Source organism: Streptomyces sp. NPDC049585, assembly GCF_040675615.1.
In the GTDB taxonomy this organism is placed as follows: Bacteria; Actinomycetota; Actinomycetes; order Streptomycetales; family Streptomycetaceae; genus Streptomyces; species Streptomyces luteosporeus.
This window is the reverse complement of sequence record NZ_JBFAPE010000013.1, coordinates 1-19,973: the sequence shown is the minus strand read 5'-3', so window position 1 is coordinate 19,973 and position 19,973 is coordinate 1. Positions and strand designations below refer to the sequence as shown.

Below are 19,973 nucleotides of genomic sequence, written 5' to 3'. Positions count from 1 at the left end.
GCCGGTGGCCGATCGCGCCACGCGGCGGCCGCCGCAGATCGGCACCACCCCGCGCCCCCGGCGGGGCGCCGTGGTGGCGCGTGACGAAGATCCGCCGGACACGCCCTAGCGCAGCGGTGCGATCCGTGTGCCGTCCGCGAGGCGGCCGCTCACCTCGACCTCGGCGCCCTCCCGGGCGGGCACGGCCAGCAGCGGCCCCTGGGCGCTGCCGCGCACCGCGCCCGTCGCGGAGACCGAGGCGACGCCGCCGCCTCCGGCGGCGAGGGCGTACCAGGTGCCGCCCGGCGCCTTCCACAGCGCACCCGCCAGGACGTGCGGCTGCCGGGCTCCGCACGCGGGGGAGTCCTCGGTACGGGCGACGAGCGCGCCCGGCGCGCCCGGGCGGGTCTGCGGCGCCTGGAACTGGACGAGGACCCGGCTGCCGGTGCCCCGCCAGGTCTCGGCCCGGGTGCAGGACCACTGCGCGGTGCCGGCCCCGCCGGGCAGGACCTGGGTGGCGTACTCCCAGGCGTTGACCGAGCGCACGCCCTGGCCGCGCACGTTGGACAGGTGGCAGGCGGTGTGCGCCCACTGGGCGCGCTCCTTGCCGTCGGCCACGTCGTGCGGCGCTGCGGGGGCGCCGGAGGTCAGCCGGGCCGGGAGCAGCTCCCCGAGGTCGGTGACCAAATGGTCGCCGAGCTGCAGCGCGGTCCAGCTGTGGCAGTCGTTGCCGGAGTTGCCGTTGGGGGCGCTGCTGCCGGCGGGGCTGGGCACGGCGTCGACGACACCGGTGGCGTCGCGGTGCAGCGGCTGCGGGGCGGCCTTCGGATCGAGCAGATCACGCACGGCCGCCGTCGTCACCCACGGGGCCGTCAGATAGCGGACGTTGCCGTCGGTGCGGCCGACGACCAGGGCGGTCGCGGTGCCGGTATCGGCGGCGTCCGCACGGCCGAAGTCCAGGGCCGCGGAGGTGGTGTCGCCGCTGCGGGCCTCGGCGTAGCGCACGACGCGCAGGCCGTCGAAGAAGAGCACGACGACCGCCGCGTCCACCTCGCCGGCGTACAGCAGCTGCGGCGGGCCGGCGGCCGGGCCCGTGGGCGTGCCCGGCGTGGCGGTGACCTGCACCGTGCCGCCGGGCCGGGCCCATACCGCAAGTGCCCGGCGCAGCAGCTCGCGGTCGCCGGTGCGGTTGCCGCGGGCGGGCCAGACGGCGAAGCCGCGGTGGTCGGCGCTCTGCCAGGCGGTGGGGGCGGCCGTGGTCAGCCGGGCGGGGTCCAGGGCCTGCTCGGCCGCCGCGTTCTGCGCGTACGGCGGTGCGGCCGCCCCGTCCCGGCTCCAGCCGCCGTCGGGCAGCGCCACCAGCGTGCCGCACACGACCAGCGCCGCCGCGGCCCCCAGCGCCGCGCGCACATGCTGGCGGCGGCGCATCAGGTCCGTCGGCCGGGCCTGCAGGGTGCACGGGTCGAACTCCACGGACTCCAGCAGCGGCGCGTCCCGGCTGCCGGGCGGGACGCGCACGCCGTCCGCCTCCATCAGCGCCGCCGCCGGGTCGGGCACGCCGGCCGCCGACAGCAGCCGGCGGACGTCGCGGTCGGCGGGCACCTCCAGGGCGCGCAGCACGTAGGCGGCGCGGCCGGGCGCGGACAGGGACGCGAGCGCCTGGTCGAGCGCCAGCTCGTCGGCCCCGCCCGAGCGGGGGAACAAGCGCAGGCCCCACACCTGGGGAAGCAGCGGCGGCAGCTGCTGCAGCCGGCGCGGGCGGGGGGCGAGGGCGGCGGTGAGCACGCGCTGACGCAGGTAGGCGTAGCCGGGGTCGTCGCCGGGCGCCGCCCTGCCGCCGCGGGGCGGCGGCACGGCGGGCGCCGTGCCCCCGCCGCCGGCCCGGCCGCGCGGCAGCGCCCGCTGCACGAGCGCGTGCGCGGCCAGCACCCGGCGGCTGCGGCCCAGCGCGGGCGGCAGTACGAGGTAGGCGAGCCGGACCAGGCGCGGATAGTGCTCGAGCAGGGCCGCTTCGGCGTGCTCGACGTCGACGGGGACAGGGGCCAGTGTTGCTTGCTGCTCCACATTCGTAGAACGAGTGAGTGGTGCGGAGGTCACTCGTGTGGGGGTGGGAGGACGCCGCGCGACCCACGGTGCGCCCGCACTCCGCCGGTCGCATCGCAGTCATCCCACGGCCACCTCACGGCCACCTCCCCGCCGCCGGCGGCTGTGACCGTGCAGCCGTCGGCACCTCCCTTCCCGGCCGGCCGTGAAATTTCGCCTGGAGCAGCATGAACCCCACCATGACGGCCGAGGCGGCGCCCGTCGGGAGCCGGTGCGCCGGATGGTTCGACCGGCCCGTCCTCGCCGGCCTCCGCGTCCGCCTCGAACCACTGTCGCCGGTGCACGCCGAAGGCCTGCTGGAGGCGGGCGACGACCCGCAGGTGTGGCGGTGGCTGCCGGTACGCCGCCCCGGCGACCCCGTGGCGATGCGCGCGTACGTGGCGGAGCTGCTGGGCCGCCACCGCGACGGCCTGGCCGTGCCGTGGGCGCAGATCGACGTCCGTACGGGCCGGGTCGCCGGCGTCACCGCCTTCCGCGACCTGGCGCCCGGGGACCGCGGGCTGCACATCGGACACACCTGGCTCGGGGCACGCTGGCAGCGCACGGGCATCAACACCGAGGCCAAGCTGATGCTGCTGGAGCGCGCGTTCGACGTCCTCGGGGCGATCCGGGTGAGCTGGACGGCCCACCCGGAGAACCAGCAGACGCTGCGGGCCATCGAACGGCTGGGCGCGCGGCGGGACGGAGTGCTGCGCCGGCACCGGATCATGCCCGACGGGACGTACCGCGACACGGTCGTCTACTCGCTGATCGACTCCGAGTGGCCCGCCGCCCGTGACGCCCTGCGGGCCCGGCTGCGCGGAGGACCCGCCGGACAGGCCGCGCCCCGACGGGGCGAAGATCCGCCGGACAGCCTCTAGGCGACGTAGCGGGCGCGGATGCGGTCCACCAGGGCGTCGGGGACGCCGAGGCCCTCGCGGACGTACGCGGCCACCGTGCCGTACGTCTGGTGCATGGCCTCCAGCGCAGCCGCCAGGTACGCCGTCCGCACCCCGAGCAGCGCCTCCACGATGTCCGGGTCCCCGCCGGCGCCCGTGAAGCGGGCGATCGCCCCCGCGAACGCCTCCCGCACCGCCGGCGCGACCCCCAGGTACTCGGCCTCCACCGCCGCCGCGTCCGCGCCGAGCAGCATCAGCAGCACGCTCGCCGCCCAGCCGGTGCGGTCCTTGCCCGCCGTGCAGTGGAAGAGCAGGGGGCCGCAGTCCGGCTCGGCGAGGGTGGTCAGCAGCAGCCGGTAGGCCTGGCAGGCGGACTCGGAGGTCACGAAGGAGCGGTACAGGTCGCACATCAGCTTCTCGGCCCTGCCGCCGCCCAGGTGCGCCTCGGCCAGGGTGGGGCTGCCGAGGACGTCCTCCAACCGGGCGGCGGGTACGGCGCCCTCGCCGCGGGTGCGGTGCACGCCCGCCAGGACGTCGGCGACGATCAGCCGGGAGCCGTCGGGCAGCCGGTCGGGGTGGGCGAGGCGCTCGTGCTCGGTGCGCAGGTCGATCACGGTCTTGATGCCCAGTTGGGCCACGACCGGGTCGGTCGCGATGTCCAGGCGGTCGAGCTGGCCGGAGCGCAGCAGCAGACCCGGGCGGACGGCGGAGTTGCCGGCGAGGGCGATGCCGCCGAGGTCGCGGAGGTTGGTGATCGTCGAGGCGTCGAGCTGCTGCGGCATGGGCCGGTCTCCCTGGGGCTGCCGTGATCTATCGCATTTTCCGCCTTTTATTGTGAAGAACGGCGGCCGAGTCCGCGACGCCGCCCCCGGGCGAGCGCCGGTCCCAGGGCCGCGCCCAGGAGCAGGGCGAGGAGGTGCCCGGCGTCGGTGAAGGTGACGCGGCCGCGCCCGCGCAGCAGGGGCCGCACGCCCAGGGCGAGCAGGGCGGTGCAGGCGGCGGTGCGCGCCGGGCGGTGCGGCACGGTGGTGGCGAGGGCGCCCGCGACGGCGTTCAGGCCGTAGCTCACGCCCACGTCCGTGGCGGAGCGGGTGGCCGGCCCGGCGTGCCGGGCGCGCAGGGCGCCGTACACGATCAGGGACGCGCCCGCGTGGCCCCAGAGGAAGGCGGCCGCCGCCCACCACGCGCCGTAGGCGTACTCGGCGTAGCCGAGCACGGCCAGGAGCAGCAGCGCGTACGACAGGTCCATGGGCGCCTCGACCAGCAGGGCGCTGGTGACGAGGGTGTCCCAGCGGCCGGCGGCGAGGTTGTCGACGTTGGTGGAGCAGCGCAGCAGCAGGTGCCGGCGCGCGTCGGGCGTGAGCAGGTGCCGCACGGCGTACGCGCCGAGCTGGACGCCCCCGACGTAGGCGGGGGCGAGACGGGGTGCCCGGGCGCCCGGGGTGGTGGTGTGCACCGGCCCATGCTCCACCGCGGGCGCCCGGGTACGCCATGGTCTTTACCGGAGATCGTCCTCCACAGGGCCGTCCTCCACAGGGCCGTCCTCCGGAGACCGTCCTCTGGAAACCGTCCTCTAGAAGTCGGCCGGGGGAGCGTACTTGTAGCCGACCCGGCGCACGGTGACGATCGACGAGCGGTACTGGGGGCCCATCTTGCGGCGCAGCCGGGCCACGTGGACGTCGACGGTCCGGCCGTCGCCCACGTGCCCGTAGCCCCACACGGTCGTCACCAGCTGGTCGCGGGTGTGCACCCGGTGCGGGTGGGCGACCAGGTGGGCCAGCAGCTCGAACTCCAGGTAGGTCAGGTCCAGCCGCCGGCCGGCCACGCTCGCCGTCCGCTGCTCGGGGTCGATGGCGACCAGGTGGTCGCCGTGGACGGCCGGTGCGGCGTCCGGTGCGGGCTCCTGCGGGCCGGCGGCCCGCAGCAGGGGCTCGTCGGCGGGCACCAGCACGAGGTAGCCGACCATCGGCGGGCGGCCCGGCAGCACCGGCAGGGCGTGCTGGGGTGCCGGCAGCCAGGTGGCCCCGGCGTGCAGCAGGTCGGCGACGGGTGGCAGCTCGTCGGGGGCCACGGCGCGCAGCCGGTGACGGCCGGCGGTGCGGGGGACGTGGGTGCCCTGCGGGGCGGAGGGGGCCAGGGTGCGGACGTGAGTCATGAGGCGGGCTCTTTCGCGCGGAGGCCGTCGAGAGGACGTGCATGCGCGGGCCGCTTGGCCGGCACCCGGGGCCGGCGGCTGACTTCGACGGAAGGGGTCAGCGGGAGGAGTGGGCCTGCGCGAAGGATGCGCGACAACACACTCGGTCGAAGTCGTGGTGCTGGCGGGAAGGCCAGAAGGGCTCGAGGTCGCTGCGACCCGTCGCGCTGTTCCGGTAGCTGGCCATGCCCCTATTGAAGCACGGTCCGTCGCGCGCGAGCAGTCCGGCCGGAGGCGATCTGTGCAACTCCGGCCGGATCTTGACGAAGATCGTTGCGACCGCTAGCGATCGGTGGTCCCGGCGATCACGGGGTAGTGGTCGGAGAGGTTGGTGTAGGTGTACGGCTTGCCCCAGCTGGAGACCGTCCAGGGCGCCGACTGCTCCTTGATCACCGTGTTGCGCCAGCCGGCCGGGCGGGCGTGGCCGTTGCGGTGCAGCACGTAGTCGAGGTCCTCGCGCGGGTCGGTGGGGTAGCGGTAGGCGGCGATCGAGTTCTCCTTGGTGTCGAAGGAGTAGGGGTGCCCGGCGCGCTCGTCGGCCGGGGCGAGGTCGCCGTCGGCCAGCATCGAGCGGTACTCGGCGCTGCGGAAGTCCACGTTCAGGTCGCCGGCGAGCAGGACCTGCTCCCCGGCCGGGATGTTCTTGGCGTCCAGGAACGCGTCGATCTGCTTCAGCTGCCGCGAGCGGTCGGCGGCCGCCTCGCCCGCGGCGCACCCGCTGTCGGTGGACTGCAGGTGCGTGCCCACGACGTGGACCCTGCTGCCGTTCACGTCCAGCACGACGTAGGCGAAGCCCTTGTTGGACCACCAGTCGGCGCCGCACGCGTCCTTGTAGATCACCTGCTCCTTGCGCAGGACCGGCCATCTGCTGAGCACGGTGACGCCGCCGTCCTCCGGGGTGGTGGCGGAGTAGTTGCCGCCGGTGGCGTCCCAGCCGTCCTTGCTCCGCCCGACCACCGGCGTCTGGTACGGGTAGCGGTCGGCGGCGCGGGACTTCAGCTCGTCGGAGGCGGCGTTGTCGAACGCCTCCTGCAGCACCACCACGTCGTTGCCCTGGAAGAAGTCTGCCGCGGCTATCTCCTGTGCCCGGTGCTGCTGGCCCCAGTTGGGGTAGAGACGGGTGCTCATCAGGAAGGTGTTGTAGGTGAGCACCTTCAGCTGCGGGATACCGGCCGTGGCGCCGGCCGTGGTGCCGGCGCCGGTGGCGTGGGCCTGGCCGGTGGTGAGCGCGGCGGTCAGGGCGGTCGCGGCGGCGACCAGGGCGGCGGATCGGACGGTGCGGGCGAGCGGCACGGCTGCTCCCTGAGGGGGTGGGCGGTGGAGGGTGCGCGGGCCGTCGTGGCAACGGCCCGGCACATCCCACCAGTTGCCGTTAGCACCCGGTGGCGCTCAGGTTGCCGCCGCGGGAAGGGAAGCCCAAGAGGTGGCGCCGCGCTTTCAGGACGGCTGCCGCCCGGCCAGCAGCTCGCCGACGATCCGGGCCACCTTCGCGGGCGGGGGCAGGGTGGGGTGGTTGTTGAAGGTCCCCGAGACCACGTCGTAGCTGTCCTGCCAGTCGGGCTCGGCCACGTGCTGGCCGTCCTCGCGGATCTGGGCGATGTTGCGTTTGACCGATGGCTTGTTCCACATCTCGGTGCCCATGTGCGGGAAGAACACGACCGGGAAATTGGCGCCCAGAATGACCGTCGAAAGGCGGTTCGTGGCGGCACCGGTGGCCGCATTGGAGAGAATGTTCGCGGTGGCCGGGAGAACGACGAGGATGTCGTGGTCGCCGACCAGTCGGGAGGGTTTGTCGGTCGGCCAGTCCGCCGGGGATTCCCCGCTGATGACGCGCTCGGCGGAAAGCTGCACGGTGTGCGCCGGCAGGAATTGGGTCGCCGTGTGCGTCATCAATACGGTGTAGGTGCCGCCGAGCTCGCTGCGGAGGGTGCTCAGGTACTGCGGCAGCATCGTCACGGCGATCGAACCGGTGGCGCCGACGAGTATGCGCGGCCCCTGTGACCCAGGTGTCCTGTGTTCAGTCATAGGGCCGATGATGCATGCCAACTCCGGGTCGGACAAGGGCGCTTCACGGCCGTACGGGTGCGGCGCCCGGTCCGCTCCCGGGCCCGCGGCAAACCGTGCTGGTCGGGGCCGTCAATGGCGCGACAAGAGCGGCGGGAAGTCATGGATGTAAGGGGCATGCGCGGTCTGCTATTAGCGGTTCTTCGGCCCTCATAAGCGCTTTGCATAAGTCGTGGAAAATGATCTGTTCAAGGAAGTGGAAGGTCGCTTCCTGCGAGGTCAACCGGCCTGGAAAACAAACCGTGTTGGACGATCTTGTCTTTGCTCTGATCGTGTGCATACGATGTGTGCCGATGAGGTGATCTAGCCGGATCGCGGTGCGGCCGGTCGGCGCCCGGTGCGCATGCCCGGGCCGCGGCAGTCGCCTCGGTAATCCATGCTCATGCCCTTTCGCCTGTGAATTGCGTTGTGCGGCACGTGACGTTGTCGTCGTAAGTCGTCGAAATAAGCACGCACGAGAGGCACGGAGATTTTTATGGAAGACATTTTCGCCGCAATGGAGACCGGTGTGCTGCCCCGCACCGAGCCCCGGCCGGCCGAGCGCCACGAGCCCTTCCCGCTGACGGACATTCAGCAGGCCTATGTGATCGGACGCCACCGCGGCCTCGAACTCGGCGGCGTCTCCAGCCACTTCTATTACGAGTTCGACGCCCCCGGGCTGGACGTGCCCCGGCTGACCGAGGCCCTGCGCAAGGTCATAGGCCGGCACGACATGCTGCGCGCCGTCACCGACTCCGAGGGCCGCCAACGCGTGCTGGAGCACGTGCCGCCGTACGAGATCGCCACCACCGACCTGCGCGGCGCCTCCCCCGGGGAGCGGTCCGCCGCCCTGGAGCGGATCCGCGCGGAACTGGCCGAGCAGGTCCTGCCCACCGACCGGTGGCCGCTGTTCGACATCCGCGTCACCCTGCTCGACGGCGGCCGCACCCTGCTGCACCTCAGCGCGGACCTGCTCTTCACCGACGTGCGCAGCCTCTCGCTCATGCTCACCGAATGGCGGCGCCACTACGACGACCCCGCCTACGCGCCCGAGCCGCTGGAGCTCACCTTCCGCGACCACACCCTCGCCGAGCGGGCGCTGCAGGAGGGACCGGCCGGCGAGAAGGCCGCCGCGTACTGGCGCAAGCGCCTGCCCGAGCTGCCCCCGGCACCCGACCTGCCCCTGGCCGCGACCCCCGAGGAGATCGGCCGGCCCTCCTTCGTCCGCCACCGCGCCGTCCTCGACCGCGCGCTGCGGGCCCGCTTGCAGGACGCCGCCCGCAGCCGCGGCCTGACCCTGTCGGCCCTGCTGCTCACCGCGTACACCGAGGTGCTGCGCGGCTGGTCCAAGCGGCAGGACTTCACCCTCACCACCACCCTGCTGCACCGCCCGCCGCTGCACCCGCAGACCGACCGCATCATCGGCGACTTCCTCGCACCCAGCCTGCTGGCCGTCACCGGCGGCGCCGGGCAGACGTTCGCCGAGCGCGCCACCGCGCTGCAGCAGCGGCTGCGCGAGGACCTGGCCCACACGGCGTTCGGCGGCATCCGGGTACTGCGCGAGCTGACCAAGCTGCAGGCCGACGGGCGCAGCGCCTCGCTGCCCGTCGTCTTCTCCAACACCCTGGACGCCCACCCGGTTGCCGACGGCGAGGGCCTGACGGCCTTCGGCGAGCTGGTGCACAGTGCCAGCCAGACCCCCCAGCTGTGGCTGGAGAACCAGATCTCCGAGGAGGCCGGCAACCTCGTCGTCACCTGGAACGCCGTCGAGGGCCTCTTCCCGCCCGGCGTCCTGGAGGCGATGTTCGACGCCTACCGGGACCTGCTCGGCCGGCTGGCCGGCGACGACGCGGTGTGGGAGCGCACCGGCGGCCTCGTCCCCCTGCCCGCCGCCCAGGCCGAGGAGCGCCGGCGCGCCAACGACACCGCCGCCGACATCCCGCCGCGCCTGCTGCACGAGCTCGTCGGCGAGGCCGCGGCCCGCCGCCCCGACGCGGTGGCCGTCCTCGCCGACGGCGAGGAGGTCACCTACCGGCACCTGACCGAGGACGCCCACCGGCTGGGCCGGCGGCTGCGCGAGTCCTGTGGCGCCGAGCCGAACCGGATCGTCGCCGTCTCGATGCGGCCGGGCGCCGCCCAGATCTCCGCGATCCTCGGCGTGCTGCACTCCGGCGCGGCCTACGTCGCCATCGATCCCGAACTGCCCGAGCAGCGGCGGCTGAAGCTGTTGCGCCAGAGCGGGGCCGAGGTGCTGGTCACCGAGCCCGCCCTGCGCGAGGGTGTGGCATGGCCCGAGCAGCTGACCGTCGTCACCCTCGACGACGAGGAGACCCGCAGCCGCAGCGCCGAGCGGCCCGACAGCGTCCAGGGCCACGACGACCTGGCGTACGTCATCTTCACCTCGGGCTCCACCGGTGAGCCCAAGGGCGTGATGATCTCGCACCGCAGCGCCGCCAACACCGTCCAGGACATCAACCGGCGCTTCGGCGTGGGCGAGGAGGACCGCGTCCTGGCCCTCGCACCGACGAACTTCGACCTGTCCGTCTACGACATCTTCGGCGTCCTGGGCGCCGGCGGCGCCGTGGTCGTGCCCGACCCGCGCCGCGCCAACGACGTCACCCACTGGTCGGAGCTGGTCGACCGGCACGCGGTCACCCTGTGGAACAGCGTGCCCGCGCCCATGCGGATGTGGGCCGACGCGCTCGGCGACGCCGGCTCCCCGCGCGGCAACAGCCTGCGCCTGGCCCTGCTCAGCGGCGACTGGATCCCCACCGATCTGCCGGACGCGATCCGCAAGCACTTCCCGGCCATGGAGGTCATCAGCCTCGGCGGCGCCACCGAGGGCTCGATCTGGTCCATCCACTACCCGATCGGCGAGGTGCCGCAGCACTGGAGGTCCATCCCCTACGGCAAGCCGCTCGCCAACCAGACCATGCACGTCCTCAACGACCGGCTCGAACCCTGCCCGACGTGGGTCACCGGTGAGATCCACATCGGTGGCACGGGCGTGGCCCTGGGCTACTGGGGCGATGCGACCCGCACGGCGGAACGCTTCATCGTCCACCCGGCAACCGGCGAGCGCCTGTACAAGACCGGCGACCTGGGCCGCTACCTGCCCGGCGGCGACATCGAGATCCTCGGCCGCGAGGACTTCCAGGTGAAGATCAACGGCTACCGGGTCGAACTCGGCGAGATCGAGGCCGTCCTCGACCGCCAGGCCGGCGTCCGGCACGCCGTGGTCACCGCCCCCGCCCACCCGCGCACCGGACAGCGCCAGCTCGCCGCGTACCTCGTCCCCGAGGCGCCCGGCAGCCTGCCGGAGGCGGCGGCCCTGCGCGAGGCGGCGACCGGCGCACTGCCCGGCTACATGGTGCCCAGCCACTACATCACCATCGACGCGCTGCCCCTGACCGCCAACGGCAAGATCGACCGCTCGGCGCTGCCCGCCCCCTGGAGCGACGGCGAGGCCGACAGCCGCACCGCGCCGCGCGACGCGATCGAGGAACGGCTGCTCGCCCTGTGGTCCGAACAGCTCGGCCACGAAGACTTCGGCACCGAGGACGGCTTCTTCGACGTCGGCGGCGACTCGCTGCACGCGGTCGGCATCATCGGCCAGCTGCGCGCCGAGTTCGGCATCGGCCCCGACGCCGAACAGGAAGTGATCGAGGGCCTGTTCATGAACGCGACCGTCTCGGCCTTCGCCGACATCATCCGGTCGATCAAGGAGGCCGGAGCATGACCCACCCCCTCGACGCACACGACACCGACGCCCAGGACACCGACGCGTGGGACCACGTGGTGGTCGGCGCCGGCTCCGCCGGCATCGTCACCGCCACCCACCTCGCCCGCAGCGGCGCCCGGGTGCTGCTGCTGGAGGCCGGCGGCGACCAGCCGGCCCCCGGCGCCGACAACCCGCTGCGCGACGCCAGCAAGCTCGTCCTCGACGGCTTCAACTGGGACTACCGGGCCAACCTGCGCGGCAGCGACCGCCTCGACGACCTGCTGCGCACCGGCGCCCCCCGCACGGCCCCGGCCGACGCGGAGGGCCGGCGCACCCGGGCCCTGTGGTCGCGCTTCCCCTACCAGCTCGGCAAGGTCGTCGGCGGCTCCTCCGCCGTCAACGGCGCCATCGCCCTGCGCGCCCTGCCCCGGGACTTCGACGCCTGGGTCGCCGCCGGCAACCCCGAGTGGTCCTGGGAGCACGTCCTGCCCTACTACAAGGAGATCGAGGACGACCCCGGCTTCCCCGGCCCCCTGCACGGCGACGACGGCCCGCTGCCCATCCGCCGCCCGCAGCGCGCGCACCTGCACGAGCTCGACGCGGCCTTCTGGGACGAGTGCAGCCACCAGGGCCTGCCCGACCTGCCCGACCTCAACGCCGGGCAGGAGCGCGGCGTGGGCCCCGTACCGTCCAACGCGATCGACGGCGTGCGCATCGACGCCGCGACCGCCTACCTCGCCCGGGCCCGCGACCTGCCCAACCTCCGCATACGCACCGGCCGCCACGTCACCCGCGTCCTGTTCGAGGGCACCCGCGCCGTCGGGGTCGAACTGCTGGAGGGCGACCGGCCCGTCACCGTACGGGCCGCCAACGTCGTCCTGAGCGCAGGCGCGATCGGCACCCCCGTGATCCTGCTGCGCTCGGGCGTCGGGCGCGCCGACGTCGTCCGCGCCCTCGGCCTGACCTGCGTCGCCGACCTGCCGGGCGTCGGCGAGAACCTCAGCGACCACCCCTCGGTGGTCGTCTGGTCGCAGCCCGAGGAGGGCGTGTGCACCCCGGGCCTGCCCTGGCGCCAGGTCGCCGCCCGGATGTCCAGCGGCTTCGACGACGACACCGACATCCAGGTGGGGCTGCTGAACAACGTCGAGAGCTCCACCATCCCCGGCTTCGTCGACCGCCTCGGCTGGCCCATGGTCGTGGGCATCTCGGTGATGCTGATGCGCCCCGCCTCCCGCGGCCGGGTCTTCCTGGAGGACGCCGGCCCCCTCGGCCGGCCCGTGATCGAGCTCGGCATGGGCTCGGACCCCGAGGACGTCGAGCGGCTGAAATGCGGCGTGCGCCGGGCCTGGGGCATCCTGCGCTCGCCGGGACTTGCCGGACGGCTCGCCCGCACCCAGTTCTGGACCGACGCCATGGTCGCGAACGACCGGGTGCTGCACAGCGGCGTCCGCAACATCATGAACCCCGGCTGGCACGCCACCGGTTCGGCCCGCATGGGCCCGGCCGACGACCCGGCGGCCGTCGTCGACCAGGACGGCCGCGTCCACGGCACCGAGAACCTCCGCGTCGTCGACGCCTCCGTCTTCCCCACCATCCCCAGCGCGCCGACCAACCTCACCACCCTCATGCTGGCCGAGAAGATCGCCGCCGGGGTGAAGGAATGAGCCCCGCGCGGCCCGCCCCGGGCCCCGTACGGCTCTACTGCTTCCCCCACGCCGGCGCCACCTCCTCCGTCCACCGGCCGTGGGGCCCGCTCGCCGCCCCCCACCTGCAGATCGTGGGCGTGGATGCGCCCGGGCGCGGCACCCGCAGCCGCGAGGAGCGCCCGGCGGACTTCCCCGCCCTGGTCAATGCCATGGCCGAGCACCTGGCCGACGACCTGGCCCGCGCCCTCGACGAGGACCCCGGCCTGCGCTGGGCCACCTTCGGCCACAGCTTCGGCGCCATGACCAGCCTGGCCGTGGCGGACGCCGCCGCCCGCCTGGCGGGGCGGCCACCGCTGCGGGCCGTCCTCTCCGCGGCCCTGCCGCCGCGGCTGCAGCAGCCCGACACCACCGACGACCTCACCGACGACGAGCTCCTGGAGAAGATCGCCGCGGACGGCGGCACCCCCGCCGGACTGCTGTCCAACAGCGCCATGAGGGCCTATCTGGTGCGCCTCATGCGCGAGGACTACGTGATCCGGCGCCAGTTCCCCCGCCACGCCGCGCTGCGCGTCGACTTCCCGCTCACGCTGGTCGCCGCCCGCGACGACGCCTACGTCACGCCCGCGCAGATGTGGCAGTGGGCCGAGCACACCACCGCCGCCTGCCGCCGGGTGGAGATCCCCGGCGGTCACTTCGCGGCCGTCCAGGACCCGAAGGAGATCGTCGCCATCGTCACCGAGGACCTCCTCGGTGCGGGGGAGGAGCAGGGATGAAGCACCACCTGTACGAGGCGCAGCACGAGGAGTTCCGCGCGCTGTGCCGCGAGTTCCTCGCCCGCGAGGCCGTACCGCACCACGAGCGGTGGGAGCAGGAGGGCATCGTCGACCGTGCGGTGTGGCGCAAGGCGGGCAAGGCCGGGCTGCTGGGCATCGGCGTCCCCGTCGAGTACGGCGGGGGAGGGGAGGAGGACTTCCGCTACCCCGCCGTGTTCTCCGAGGAGCTCATCCGGGCCCGGGTCACCGCCCCCGGGTTCGTCGCCCACAACGACGTCGTCGCCTCCTACCTGGCCACCCGCACCACCAAGGAGCAGCGGGGGCGCTGGCTGCCGGGCCTGTGCTCGGGCGAGCTGATCGCGGCGATCGCCATGAGCGAGCCGGACGCGGGCTCCAACGTCGCCGACATCCGCACCACCGCCGTGCGCGACGGCGACCACTACGTCCTCAACGGGCAGAAGACGTTCATCACCAACGGCGAGAACGCCGACGTGGTGCTCGTGGCGGTCAAGACCGCCCCCGACCGCGGCGGCCAGGGCATCAGCCTGCTGGTCGTCGAACGGGACACCCCCGGCTTCAGCCGCGGCCGGCGGATGGCCAAGCTCGGCTGGCAGGCCTCCGACACCTGCGAGCTCTTCTTCTCCGACTGCCGGGTGCCGGTGGCCAACCTGGTCGGCAAGGAGAACGCGGGCATGGCCTACCTGATGGCCGGGCTGCCCCGCGAACGCCTGAGCATCGCCGTGGTGGCGGTCGCCGCGGCCGAACGGATCCTGGCCGACGCGCTGGAGTACGCCCGCAGCCGCAAGGCGTTCGGCCAGCCCATCGGCAGCTTCCAGCACAACCGCTTCCTGCTCGCCACGCTGGACACCGAGATCACCATCGCCCGCGTCTTCCTGAACCACTGCATCGCCGAGCTGGGCGCCGGCCGGCTCACCGTCGCCGACGCGGCCAAGGCCAAGTGGTGGACCACCGAACTGCAGGTGGAAGTGGCCAACAAGTGCCTGCAGTTGTACGGCGGCTACGGGTACCTCAAGGAGAGCCCCATTTCCCGCGAATGGGCCAACAGCAGGGTGCAGACCATCTACGGGGGGACCACGGAAATCATGAAGGAACTCATCGGTCGCTCGCTCGGCCTGTGAGCAGCGCGCCGTGCCCGCGCACGGCAGGAAAGGACGGACAACCAGATGGATCCTCTCGACGAGGTGAATCCCCCCACCGGCGCGGCGGGGAAGGGCACAACCCCCCGCCGCGGCCCGGAGCCCGGTCTGCCGGCCACGCCGGACGGACTGACCGTCTCGGTCGCCACGGAGGAGGACTGGAACCATGTGGTCGCCTGGGCCGACGGTGAACGCTGGAACGTCGGCCGCGGCGACGCGGACCTGTTCCTGCCCACCGACCCGGGCGGCTTCTTCGTCGGCCGCATGGAGGGCCGGCCGGTCTCGGCCATGTCGGTCGTCAACTACTCCGCCCGCTATGCCTTCCTCGGCCACTACCTCGTCGACCCCGCCTTCCGCGGGCGCGGCCTGGGCCTGGCCACCTGGCAGGCCGCCGTGCCCCACGCACGCGGCCGCTCGCTCGGCCTGGACGCGACACCGGCCCGGCAGGACGACTACGCCAAGTCCGGCTTCGTGTCCTACTACGACACCGTGCGCCACACCGGGCGCCCGCAGCGGGCGGGCGCGCCGGGGCCCGGCGCCGTGCCCGTCACCGGCGAGCACCTGGCCGCCGTGCTCGCCTACGACCGGCAGTACTTCCCCGCCGACCGGAGCGATTTCGTCCGCCGCTGGCTCACCGCCCCCGGGCACGTGGCGTACGCGCGGCTGACCGACGGGCGGCTCACCGGCTACGGCGTGATCCGCCCGGCCAGCGGCGCCCACCGCATCGGCCCCCTCTTCGCCGGGACCCGCGACGACGCCGAGGCCCTCTTCGACGCCCTCACCGCCCACCTCGGCCCCGCGGAGGAGGTCTCCCTCGACATACCGGCGCCGCAGAAGGAGGCGGGCGCCCTGGCCATCGACCGGGGGCTGGCGGCGGAGTTCCACACCGTGCGCATGTACAGCGGGCCGGTGCCGGCCAACCTGGCGGAGCAGGCCTTCGCCACCACCACGCTCGAACTCGGATAACCCACCACAGGACAAGGGAGGTGCCCCCGTGGCAGAGAAGACCCCCACCCTCTACGAATGGGCCGGCGGCATAGAGGCGCTGGAACGGCTCACCGAGGAGTTCTACAAGCACGTACGCAAGGACGAGCTGCTCGCCCCGCTCTTCCAGTACATGACCGACGACCACCCCCAGCACGTCGCGGCCTGGCTGGCCGAGGTCTTCGGCGGCCCGGCCGTGTACACCGAGCAGCTCGGCGGGTTCAAGCGCATGATCCGCAGCCATCGCGGCCGGTCCATCCGGCCCGAGCAGCGCACGCGCTGGGTGCAGCTGATGACCGAGGCCGCCGACATCGTGGGGCTGCCCTCGGACCCGGAGTTCCGCTCGGCGTTCATGTCCTACATCGAGTGGGGCTCGCGCCGGGCGATGGCCAACTCCCAGCCGGACGCGCCGCCCTCGCGCCGGGAGACCGTGCCGATCTGGGGCTGGGGCGAGGCCCCGCCCGGCATGCCCTGAGCAACGCCGTGAAGGTGCCCGGCCCGCCGTCCTCGCGGCGGGCCGGGCACCTTCGTTCGGGAACCCGGGCGGATCAGCGCCTGGTGCAGGCCCGGGCGGTGTGCACGGTGACAGCCGTGAGGTAGAAGGCGTCGGGCCGCCAGAGGATGCCGGTGCAGGCGTCGCCGTCCACCAGGCACTCCAGGGTGCGGCGGTCCTCCGCGTCGAGCCGGTCGCCGATCCGCTCCTGCCAGTGCTCCAGCAGCCGGTAGAGGTGCTCGCGGGCCGGCAGGTCCAGCGGCGCCGGGTGGTCGACCAGGAACGTACGGCTCCCGGTGGGCACCAGCCCGGCGCGGGCCAGCATCGCCGGCCAGTCCTCCACCGTGCGCTCGTGGCCGGGCAGCCGGGCCCGCAGGCTGCTGAACTCGTCCTCCAGAACGGCGTCCAGGCGGGCCTGCAGGCCCGGCCGGCCGATGCCGATGTCGCGGGGCAGGAACCGGGGAGGCAGCCCGCGCTCGGCCACGGCCAGCACGCCGCCCGGGCGCAGGGACGCGGCGAGGGCGTCCAGCGCGGCCTGCTGGTCGCCGAGGTGGTGGACGGCCTTGCTGGCCCAGATCACGTCCGCGTCGCCCAGCTCCCCGAAGTCGCCCGGCAGATCGGCGTGCTGGGTGATGACGCGGCCGGTCAGATCGGCCCCCTCCGCCCGCGAGCGGGCCCGCTCCAGCAGGCCGGGGTCCCGGTCGACCGCGACGATCTGCGCGCACGGGAAGTACCGGGCGAGCAGGCAGGCCACCACCCCCGGCCCGCTGCCCACGTCGAGGACGCGGCCCACCGCCGCGGCGGCGGCCACCTCGTCCCCGCCGCACAGCAGCCCCCGCAGCCAGCCCACCGCCTCTTCGAGGTAGGGCAGGTGCAGTCGGGCTTCGCGCTCCAGTGCGTCAGCCAGGGCATCCCGGTCGATGTCCCCGGCCTGATGTGGATTCATGGGGCTTACCTGCTTCCGGGAGAGGGCGGAGTGCGGGGGACGTGCCGGGGCGGCGCGCCGCCCTCAGCCGAGGTAAGGGGCGAGCGTCCGCTCCAGGACGGCCTTGGGGGCGGCGCCCACCCACTGCTCCTTGCGCTTGCCGTCCTCGTAGACGATGAAGGCCGGGATGGAGGAGACGCCGTGCTCGATGGCCAGGGCGGTCTCGTCGTCCACGTTGACCTTGACCACGTCGAGCTTGTCGGCGTTCTCGGCCGCGATCTGCTCCACGATCGGGCTCACCATGCGGCACGGGCCGCACCAGGGGGCCCAGAACTGGATGAGGACGGGCTTGTCGGACTGCAGCACACGGGAGGGGAACATCTCCTCCGTGAGGGCGTCGACGGGGGACGGGCGCATGAGGGCGATCTCCTAGGCGAGGGAAGGGAACAAGAACGCGTTTCGGGTGAGCAAGGGGTCCGGTCAGAGCCGGAAGGACGGCTCGGCGGCCGCCATGGCGCGGCGCTCCTCGACGGCACGGGCCACGTCCTCGTCGAGCAGGTCGTGGTTCAGGGCGAAGCCGGCCGCGGAACCCTGACCGGCCGCCGTCACCACCTGGGCCCGTGGGTCGGCGACGTTGCCCACCGCCCAGACACCGAAGACGCTGGTCCGGCCGGTGGCGTCGGTGACCACCCAGCCGCCCGCGTCCTTCTCGCAGCCCAGGTCGGTCAGCAGGCCGTCCCGGGGCATCATGCGCGGGAAGACGAACACCGCGCTGCGGGGCACCACGCTGCCCTCGGCCAGCTCCACGCCGCGCAGCTTGTCGTCGTCCACCACCAGCCACTTCACGGTGCCCTCGGCCAGGCGGATGTCGCGGGCGGCCAGCCGCTCGCGGTCCTCCTCCGTCAGCTCCATCGTGTGCGGGAAGAAGACGACGTCGTCCGACCACTGGCGCAGCAGCAGGGCGTGGTTCACCGCGTTCGGGTGGGTGCCGAGCACGCCGATGGGCTGGTCGCGCACCTCGTAGCCGTGGCAGTACGGGCAGTGCAGCAGGTCCCGGCCCCAGCGCTCGCGCACCCCGGGGATGTCGGGCAGCTCGTCGCGCAGCCCGGTCGCCACGACGATGCGGCGCGCCTTGAGCACCGGGCCGCCGGCCAGGTGGACGTAGAAGCCGGGGGCGATGTGGTCGACCTGGGCGTCGATCAGCTCCACGCCGTAGCTCTCCACCTCGGTGCGGCCCACGCCCAGCAGTGCCTCGGGCGGCATCCCGTCACGGGAGAGGAAGCCCATCATGTGGGAGGCCGGGGCATTGCGCGGACTGCCGGAGTCCACCACCGCCACCCTGCGGCGGGACCGGCCCAGCAGCAGGGCGGCGTTCAGCCCGGCCGCGCCGCCTCCGACCACCACGACGTCGTACACGGAGCCGTCGGCTGCCTGGTTGTTCATATCGCTCACGGCGATCACCTCCGCGCACAGCGTGCGACCGCCATCCGGTTGCGGCAACATTTGTTGCCGTTTTAGGAACGGGTGCGGTGCAATGCCCCCGTGCACCCCTCAGAAGCGATCAACGAAGCCCTCGCCGAGGTCGGCCCCCGCCTCAAGCGCCTGCGCGTCCAGCGCGGGGTGACGCTGGCCGCGCTCTCGGAGGCCACCGGCATCTCCAAGAGCACCCTCTCGCGCCTGGAGTCCGGGCAGCGCCGGCCCAGCCTGGAGCTGCTGCTGCCGATCTCCCAGGCCCACCAGGTGCCCCTGGACGAGCTCGTCGGCGCCCCCGAGGTCGGCGACCCCCGCATCCGTCTGACGCCCAAGCGCGTCAACGGCAACACCGTGCTGCCCCTGACCCGCCAGCCGGGCCCCCTGCAGACATACAAGATGGTCATCCCGGCCACCCACAAGACCCCGGAGATGTGCACCCACGAGGGCTACGAGTGGCTCTACGTCCTCTCCGGCCGGCTGCGGCTGATCATGGCCGACCACGACCTGACCCTGGGCCCCGGCGAGGCCGCCGAGTTCGACACCCGGCTGCCCCACTGGTTCGGCAGCACGGGCGAGGGCCCCGTCGAGGTGCTGAGCCTCTTCGGCCGCCAGGGCGAGCGCATGCACGTCCGGGCCAAGCCCAAGGGCCGCGGCTGACACGGGTCGGGGGAGACGAGGCGGGTGATACTCGGGAGCATGGAACACGCTCTTGAGTTACCGCAGTTCGACCACCTTCTGCACTGTGTCCCCGACGTGGAGGGCGCGGTGGCCGCCTACACCCGCGCCGGCCTGCCCGCCCACGCCAACCCGCCCCACCGCGGCTTCCGCAACGGCGCCTGGCGCCCGGACGCGCGGTACGTGGAGATCCTCACCGTCGAGGACCGCGCCGCGTTCGAGGCCTCGCCCTACGGCGAGGCGATGGTCCCCTGGATGCCCCGCATCGACGCCCTGCTCGCCGCGGGCGGCGGGGCGCTGAACTTCGCGGTCCACGTGGCGGACGTGACGGCGACGACGGAGCGCCTGCGGCGCCAGGGGTACGCCGTGGACCTGCACACCTTCACCTCGCAAGGCGCCCCCGTCTCCTTCGCCGAGGCCGTGCTCACGGGCCCGGACACCCCGCCGTGGGCGCCGTTCTTCATCACCTACACACCGGACCGCGAGACGCTCTTCCGCACCTACCGGGCCGCCACGACCAGGCGCGGCCCGCACGACCTGGCCGGGTTCGTGATCGAGACCCCGGACCCGGCCGCCGCCGCGGCCTGGCTCGCCCGGCTCACCGGCCTTCGCGCCGGCGGCGATGCCACGGCACCGGTGGTCCCGCTGCCCGGCGCCCACGTGCACTTCGCCGAGGGCCCGGCGGACGCCGTCACCGCCCTGCTGCTGACGGACGGCGGCACGCCGGGCGCGCAGGAGATCGCCGGGCTACGGCTGGAGCATCAGATGCGGTCGGCGGCGATGAGGAGGTAGTGGAAGCTGCCTTCCTTGTAGGCCGTCAGGAACGGGTCCTCGACGCCGGTGGCCAGCGAGGACTGGGCGCGCAGTTCCCAGTAGGGGATGGTGGCGGCGGTCAGGTCGACGACGTTCATGGGCACCAGGCCGTTGGC

At 73.6% G+C, this 19,973-nt stretch carries 18 protein-coding genes and 1 pseudogene; 9 read left to right on the top strand and 10 right to left on the bottom strand.

What is annotated here, in order from left to right:
- Positions 1 to 105 precede the first annotated feature (105 nt).
- Positions 106 to 2,043 (bottom strand): hypothetical protein, encoded by a 1,938-nt coding sequence (locus tag AB0K17_RS15830; protein WP_365983265.1) that lies wholly within the window; start codon positions 2,041 to 2,043, stop codon positions 106 to 108.
- 206 nt (positions 2,044 to 2,249) lie between these two features.
- On the opposite strand from AB0K17_RS15830, the gene AB0K17_RS15825 reads away from it, so the two are divergent.
- The gene (locus tag AB0K17_RS15825; protein WP_365983264.1) at positions 2,250 to 2,942 is read left to right on the top strand and encodes a GNAT family protein; all 693 of its coding nucleotides are present in this window, start codon (positions 2,250 to 2,252) and stop codon (positions 2,940 to 2,942) included.
- Here the strand turns inward: AB0K17_RS15825 and AB0K17_RS15820 are convergent.
- From AB0K17_RS15820 to AB0K17_RS15800, 5 genes are all read right to left on the bottom strand, one after another.
- Positions 2,939 to 3,742 carry a tyrosine-protein phosphatase gene (locus AB0K17_RS15820; RefSeq protein WP_365983263.1) on the bottom strand — a complete coding sequence of 268 codons (804 nt, stop codon included), beginning with the start codon at positions 3,740 to 3,742 and terminating at the stop codon, positions 2,939 to 2,941. The genes AB0K17_RS15825 and AB0K17_RS15820 overlap by 4 nt on opposite strands.
- Positions 3,743 to 3,789: 47 nt before the next feature.
- Entirely contained in the window at positions 3,790 to 4,416 is a 627-nt protein-coding gene (locus AB0K17_RS15815) for a rhomboid-like protein (RefSeq protein WP_365983262.1), read from the bottom strand.
- Positions 4,417 to 4,533: 117 nt separating this feature from the next.
- Entirely contained in the window at positions 4,534 to 5,115 is a 582-nt protein-coding gene (locus tag AB0K17_RS15810; protein ID WP_365983261.1) for a winged helix-turn-helix domain-containing protein, read from the bottom strand.
- Between the two features lie 321 nt (positions 5,116 to 5,436).
- Entirely contained in the window at positions 5,437 to 6,447 is a 1,011-nt protein-coding gene (gene sph / locus AB0K17_RS15805; RefSeq protein ID WP_365983260.1) for a sphingomyelin phosphodiesterase, read from the bottom strand.
- A gap of 144 nt (positions 6,448 to 6,591) precedes the next feature.
- Positions 6,592 to 7,179: a flavoprotein gene (locus AB0K17_RS15800; RefSeq protein WP_365983259.1), complete on the bottom strand. Its 588-nt coding sequence runs from the start codon at positions 7,177 to 7,179 to the stop codon at positions 6,592 to 6,594.
- A gap of 514 nt (positions 7,180 to 7,693) precedes the next feature.
- On the opposite strand from AB0K17_RS15800, the gene AB0K17_RS15795 reads away from it, so the two are divergent.
- Genes AB0K17_RS15795 through AB0K17_RS15770 form a run of 6 tightly spaced genes read left to right on the top strand, consistent with a single transcriptional unit; the run spans position 7,694 to position 15,953 of the window.
- Positions 7,694 to 10,936, top strand: coding sequence for an amino acid adenylation domain-containing protein (locus AB0K17_RS15795; RefSeq protein ID WP_365983258.1), 3,243 nt, complete (start codon positions 7,694 to 7,696; stop codon positions 10,934 to 10,936).
- Positions 10,933 to 12,582, top strand: coding sequence for a GMC family oxidoreductase (locus tag AB0K17_RS15790; RefSeq protein ID WP_365983257.1), 1,650 nt, complete (start codon positions 10,933 to 10,935; stop codon positions 12,580 to 12,582). The genes AB0K17_RS15795 and AB0K17_RS15790 overlap by 4 nt, the downstream gene beginning before the upstream one ends.
- On the top strand, positions 12,579 to 13,337 hold the full coding sequence (locus AB0K17_RS15785; protein WP_365983256.1) for an alpha/beta fold hydrolase: 759 nt from the start codon (positions 12,579 to 12,581) through the stop codon (positions 13,335 to 13,337). Before AB0K17_RS15790 ends, AB0K17_RS15785 begins: the two co-directional genes overlap by 4 nt.
- Positions 13,334 to 14,476, top strand: coding sequence for an acyl-CoA dehydrogenase family protein (locus AB0K17_RS15780; RefSeq protein ID WP_365983255.1), 1,143 nt, complete (start codon positions 13,334 to 13,336; stop codon positions 14,474 to 14,476). The genes AB0K17_RS15785 and AB0K17_RS15780 overlap by 4 nt, the downstream gene beginning before the upstream one ends.
- Positions 14,477 to 14,521: 45 nt before the next feature.
- Positions 14,522 to 15,460: a GNAT family N-acetyltransferase gene (locus AB0K17_RS15775; protein ID WP_365983254.1), complete on the top strand. Its 939-nt coding sequence runs from the start codon at positions 14,522 to 14,524 to the stop codon at positions 15,458 to 15,460.
- A gap of 28 nt (positions 15,461 to 15,488) precedes the next feature.
- A complete protein-coding gene (locus AB0K17_RS15770) occupies positions 15,489 to 15,953 on the top strand; it encodes a group II truncated hemoglobin (RefSeq protein ID WP_365983253.1) in 465 nt (154 codons plus the stop codon).
- Between the two features lie 73 nt (positions 15,954 to 16,026).
- Here AB0K17_RS15770 and AB0K17_RS15765 read toward each other — a convergent pair whose 3' ends face one another.
- From AB0K17_RS15765 to AB0K17_RS15755, 3 genes are all read right to left on the bottom strand, one after another.
- A complete protein-coding gene (locus AB0K17_RS15765) occupies positions 16,027 to 16,917 on the bottom strand; it encodes a class I SAM-dependent methyltransferase (RefSeq protein ID WP_365965552.1) in 891 nt (296 codons plus the stop codon).
- A 63-nt stretch (positions 16,918 to 16,980) separates the two neighbouring features.
- A complete protein-coding gene (trxA, locus tag AB0K17_RS15760; RefSeq protein WP_365965553.1) occupies positions 16,981 to 17,313 on the bottom strand; it encodes a thioredoxin in 333 nt (110 codons plus the stop codon).
- A gap of 63 nt (positions 17,314 to 17,376) precedes the next feature.
- Complete coding sequence (locus AB0K17_RS15755) at positions 17,377 to 18,339, bottom strand: NAD(P)/FAD-dependent oxidoreductase (RefSeq protein ID WP_365965566.1); 963 nt, start codon at positions 18,337 to 18,339, stop codon at positions 17,377 to 17,379.
- Between the two features lie 99 nt (positions 18,340 to 18,438).
- Here AB0K17_RS15755 and AB0K17_RS15750 point away from each other — a divergent pair, with 99 nt between their 5' ends.
- Together AB0K17_RS15750 and AB0K17_RS15745 are read left to right on the top strand one after the other, a co-directional pair.
- Entirely contained in the window at positions 18,439 to 19,026 is a 588-nt protein-coding gene (locus tag AB0K17_RS15750; RefSeq protein ID WP_365965554.1) for an XRE family transcriptional regulator, read from the top strand.
- Between the two features lie 39 nt (positions 19,027 to 19,065).
- Complete coding sequence (locus tag AB0K17_RS15745; protein WP_365983252.1) at positions 19,066 to 19,836, top strand: VOC family protein; 771 nt, start codon at positions 19,066 to 19,068, stop codon at positions 19,834 to 19,836.
- On the opposite strand, the pseudogene AB0K17_RS15740 reads toward AB0K17_RS15745, so the two are convergent.
- A pseudogene (locus AB0K17_RS15740) lies at positions 19,806 to 19,973 on the bottom strand (SAM-dependent methyltransferase); the annotation flags it as partial. The gene AB0K17_RS15745 and the pseudogene AB0K17_RS15740 overlap by 31 nt on opposite strands.

Coding starts and splice junctions, on each gene's coding strand:
- AB0K17_RS15795 (WP_365983258.1), top strand. CDS start 7,694: ATGGAAGACATTTTCGCCGCAATGGAGACCGGTGTGCTGCCCCGCACC.
- AB0K17_RS15800 (WP_365983259.1), bottom strand. CDS start 7,179: ATGACTGAACACAGGACACCTGGGTCACAGGGGCCGCGCATACTCGTC.
- AB0K17_RS15755 (WP_365965566.1), bottom strand. CDS start 18,339: ATGAACAACCAGGCAGCCGACGGCTCCGTGTACGACGTCGTGGTGGTC.
- AB0K17_RS15820 (WP_365983263.1), bottom strand. CDS start 3,742: ATGCCGCAGCAGCTCGACGCCTCGACGATCACCAACCTCCGCGACCTC.
- AB0K17_RS15775 (WP_365983254.1), top strand. CDS start 14,522: ATGGATCCTCTCGACGAGGTGAATCCCCCCACCGGCGCGGCGGGGAAG.
- AB0K17_RS15810 (WP_365983261.1), bottom strand. CDS start 5,115: ATGACTCACGTCCGCACCCTGGCCCCCTCCGCCCCGCAGGGCACCCAC.
- AB0K17_RS15790 (WP_365983257.1), top strand. CDS start 10,933: ATGACCCACCCCCTCGACGCACACGACACCGACGCCCAGGACACCGAC.
- trxA (WP_365965553.1), bottom strand. CDS start 17,313: ATGCGCCCGTCCCCCGTCGACGCCCTCACGGAGGAGATGTTCCCCTCC.
- AB0K17_RS15780 (WP_365983255.1), top strand. CDS start 13,334: ATGAAGCACCACCTGTACGAGGCGCAGCACGAGGAGTTCCGCGCGCTG.
- AB0K17_RS15765 (WP_365965552.1), bottom strand. CDS start 16,917: ATGAATCCACATCAGGCCGGGGACATCGACCGGGATGCCCTGGCTGAC.
- AB0K17_RS15745 (WP_365983252.1), top strand. CDS start 19,066: ATGGAACACGCTCTTGAGTTACCGCAGTTCGACCACCTTCTGCACTGT.
- AB0K17_RS15825 (WP_365983264.1), top strand. CDS start 2,250: ATGAACCCCACCATGACGGCCGAGGCGGCGCCCGTCGGGAGCCGGTGC.
- AB0K17_RS15785 (WP_365983256.1), top strand. CDS start 12,579: ATGAGCCCCGCGCGGCCCGCCCCGGGCCCCGTACGGCTCTACTGCTTC.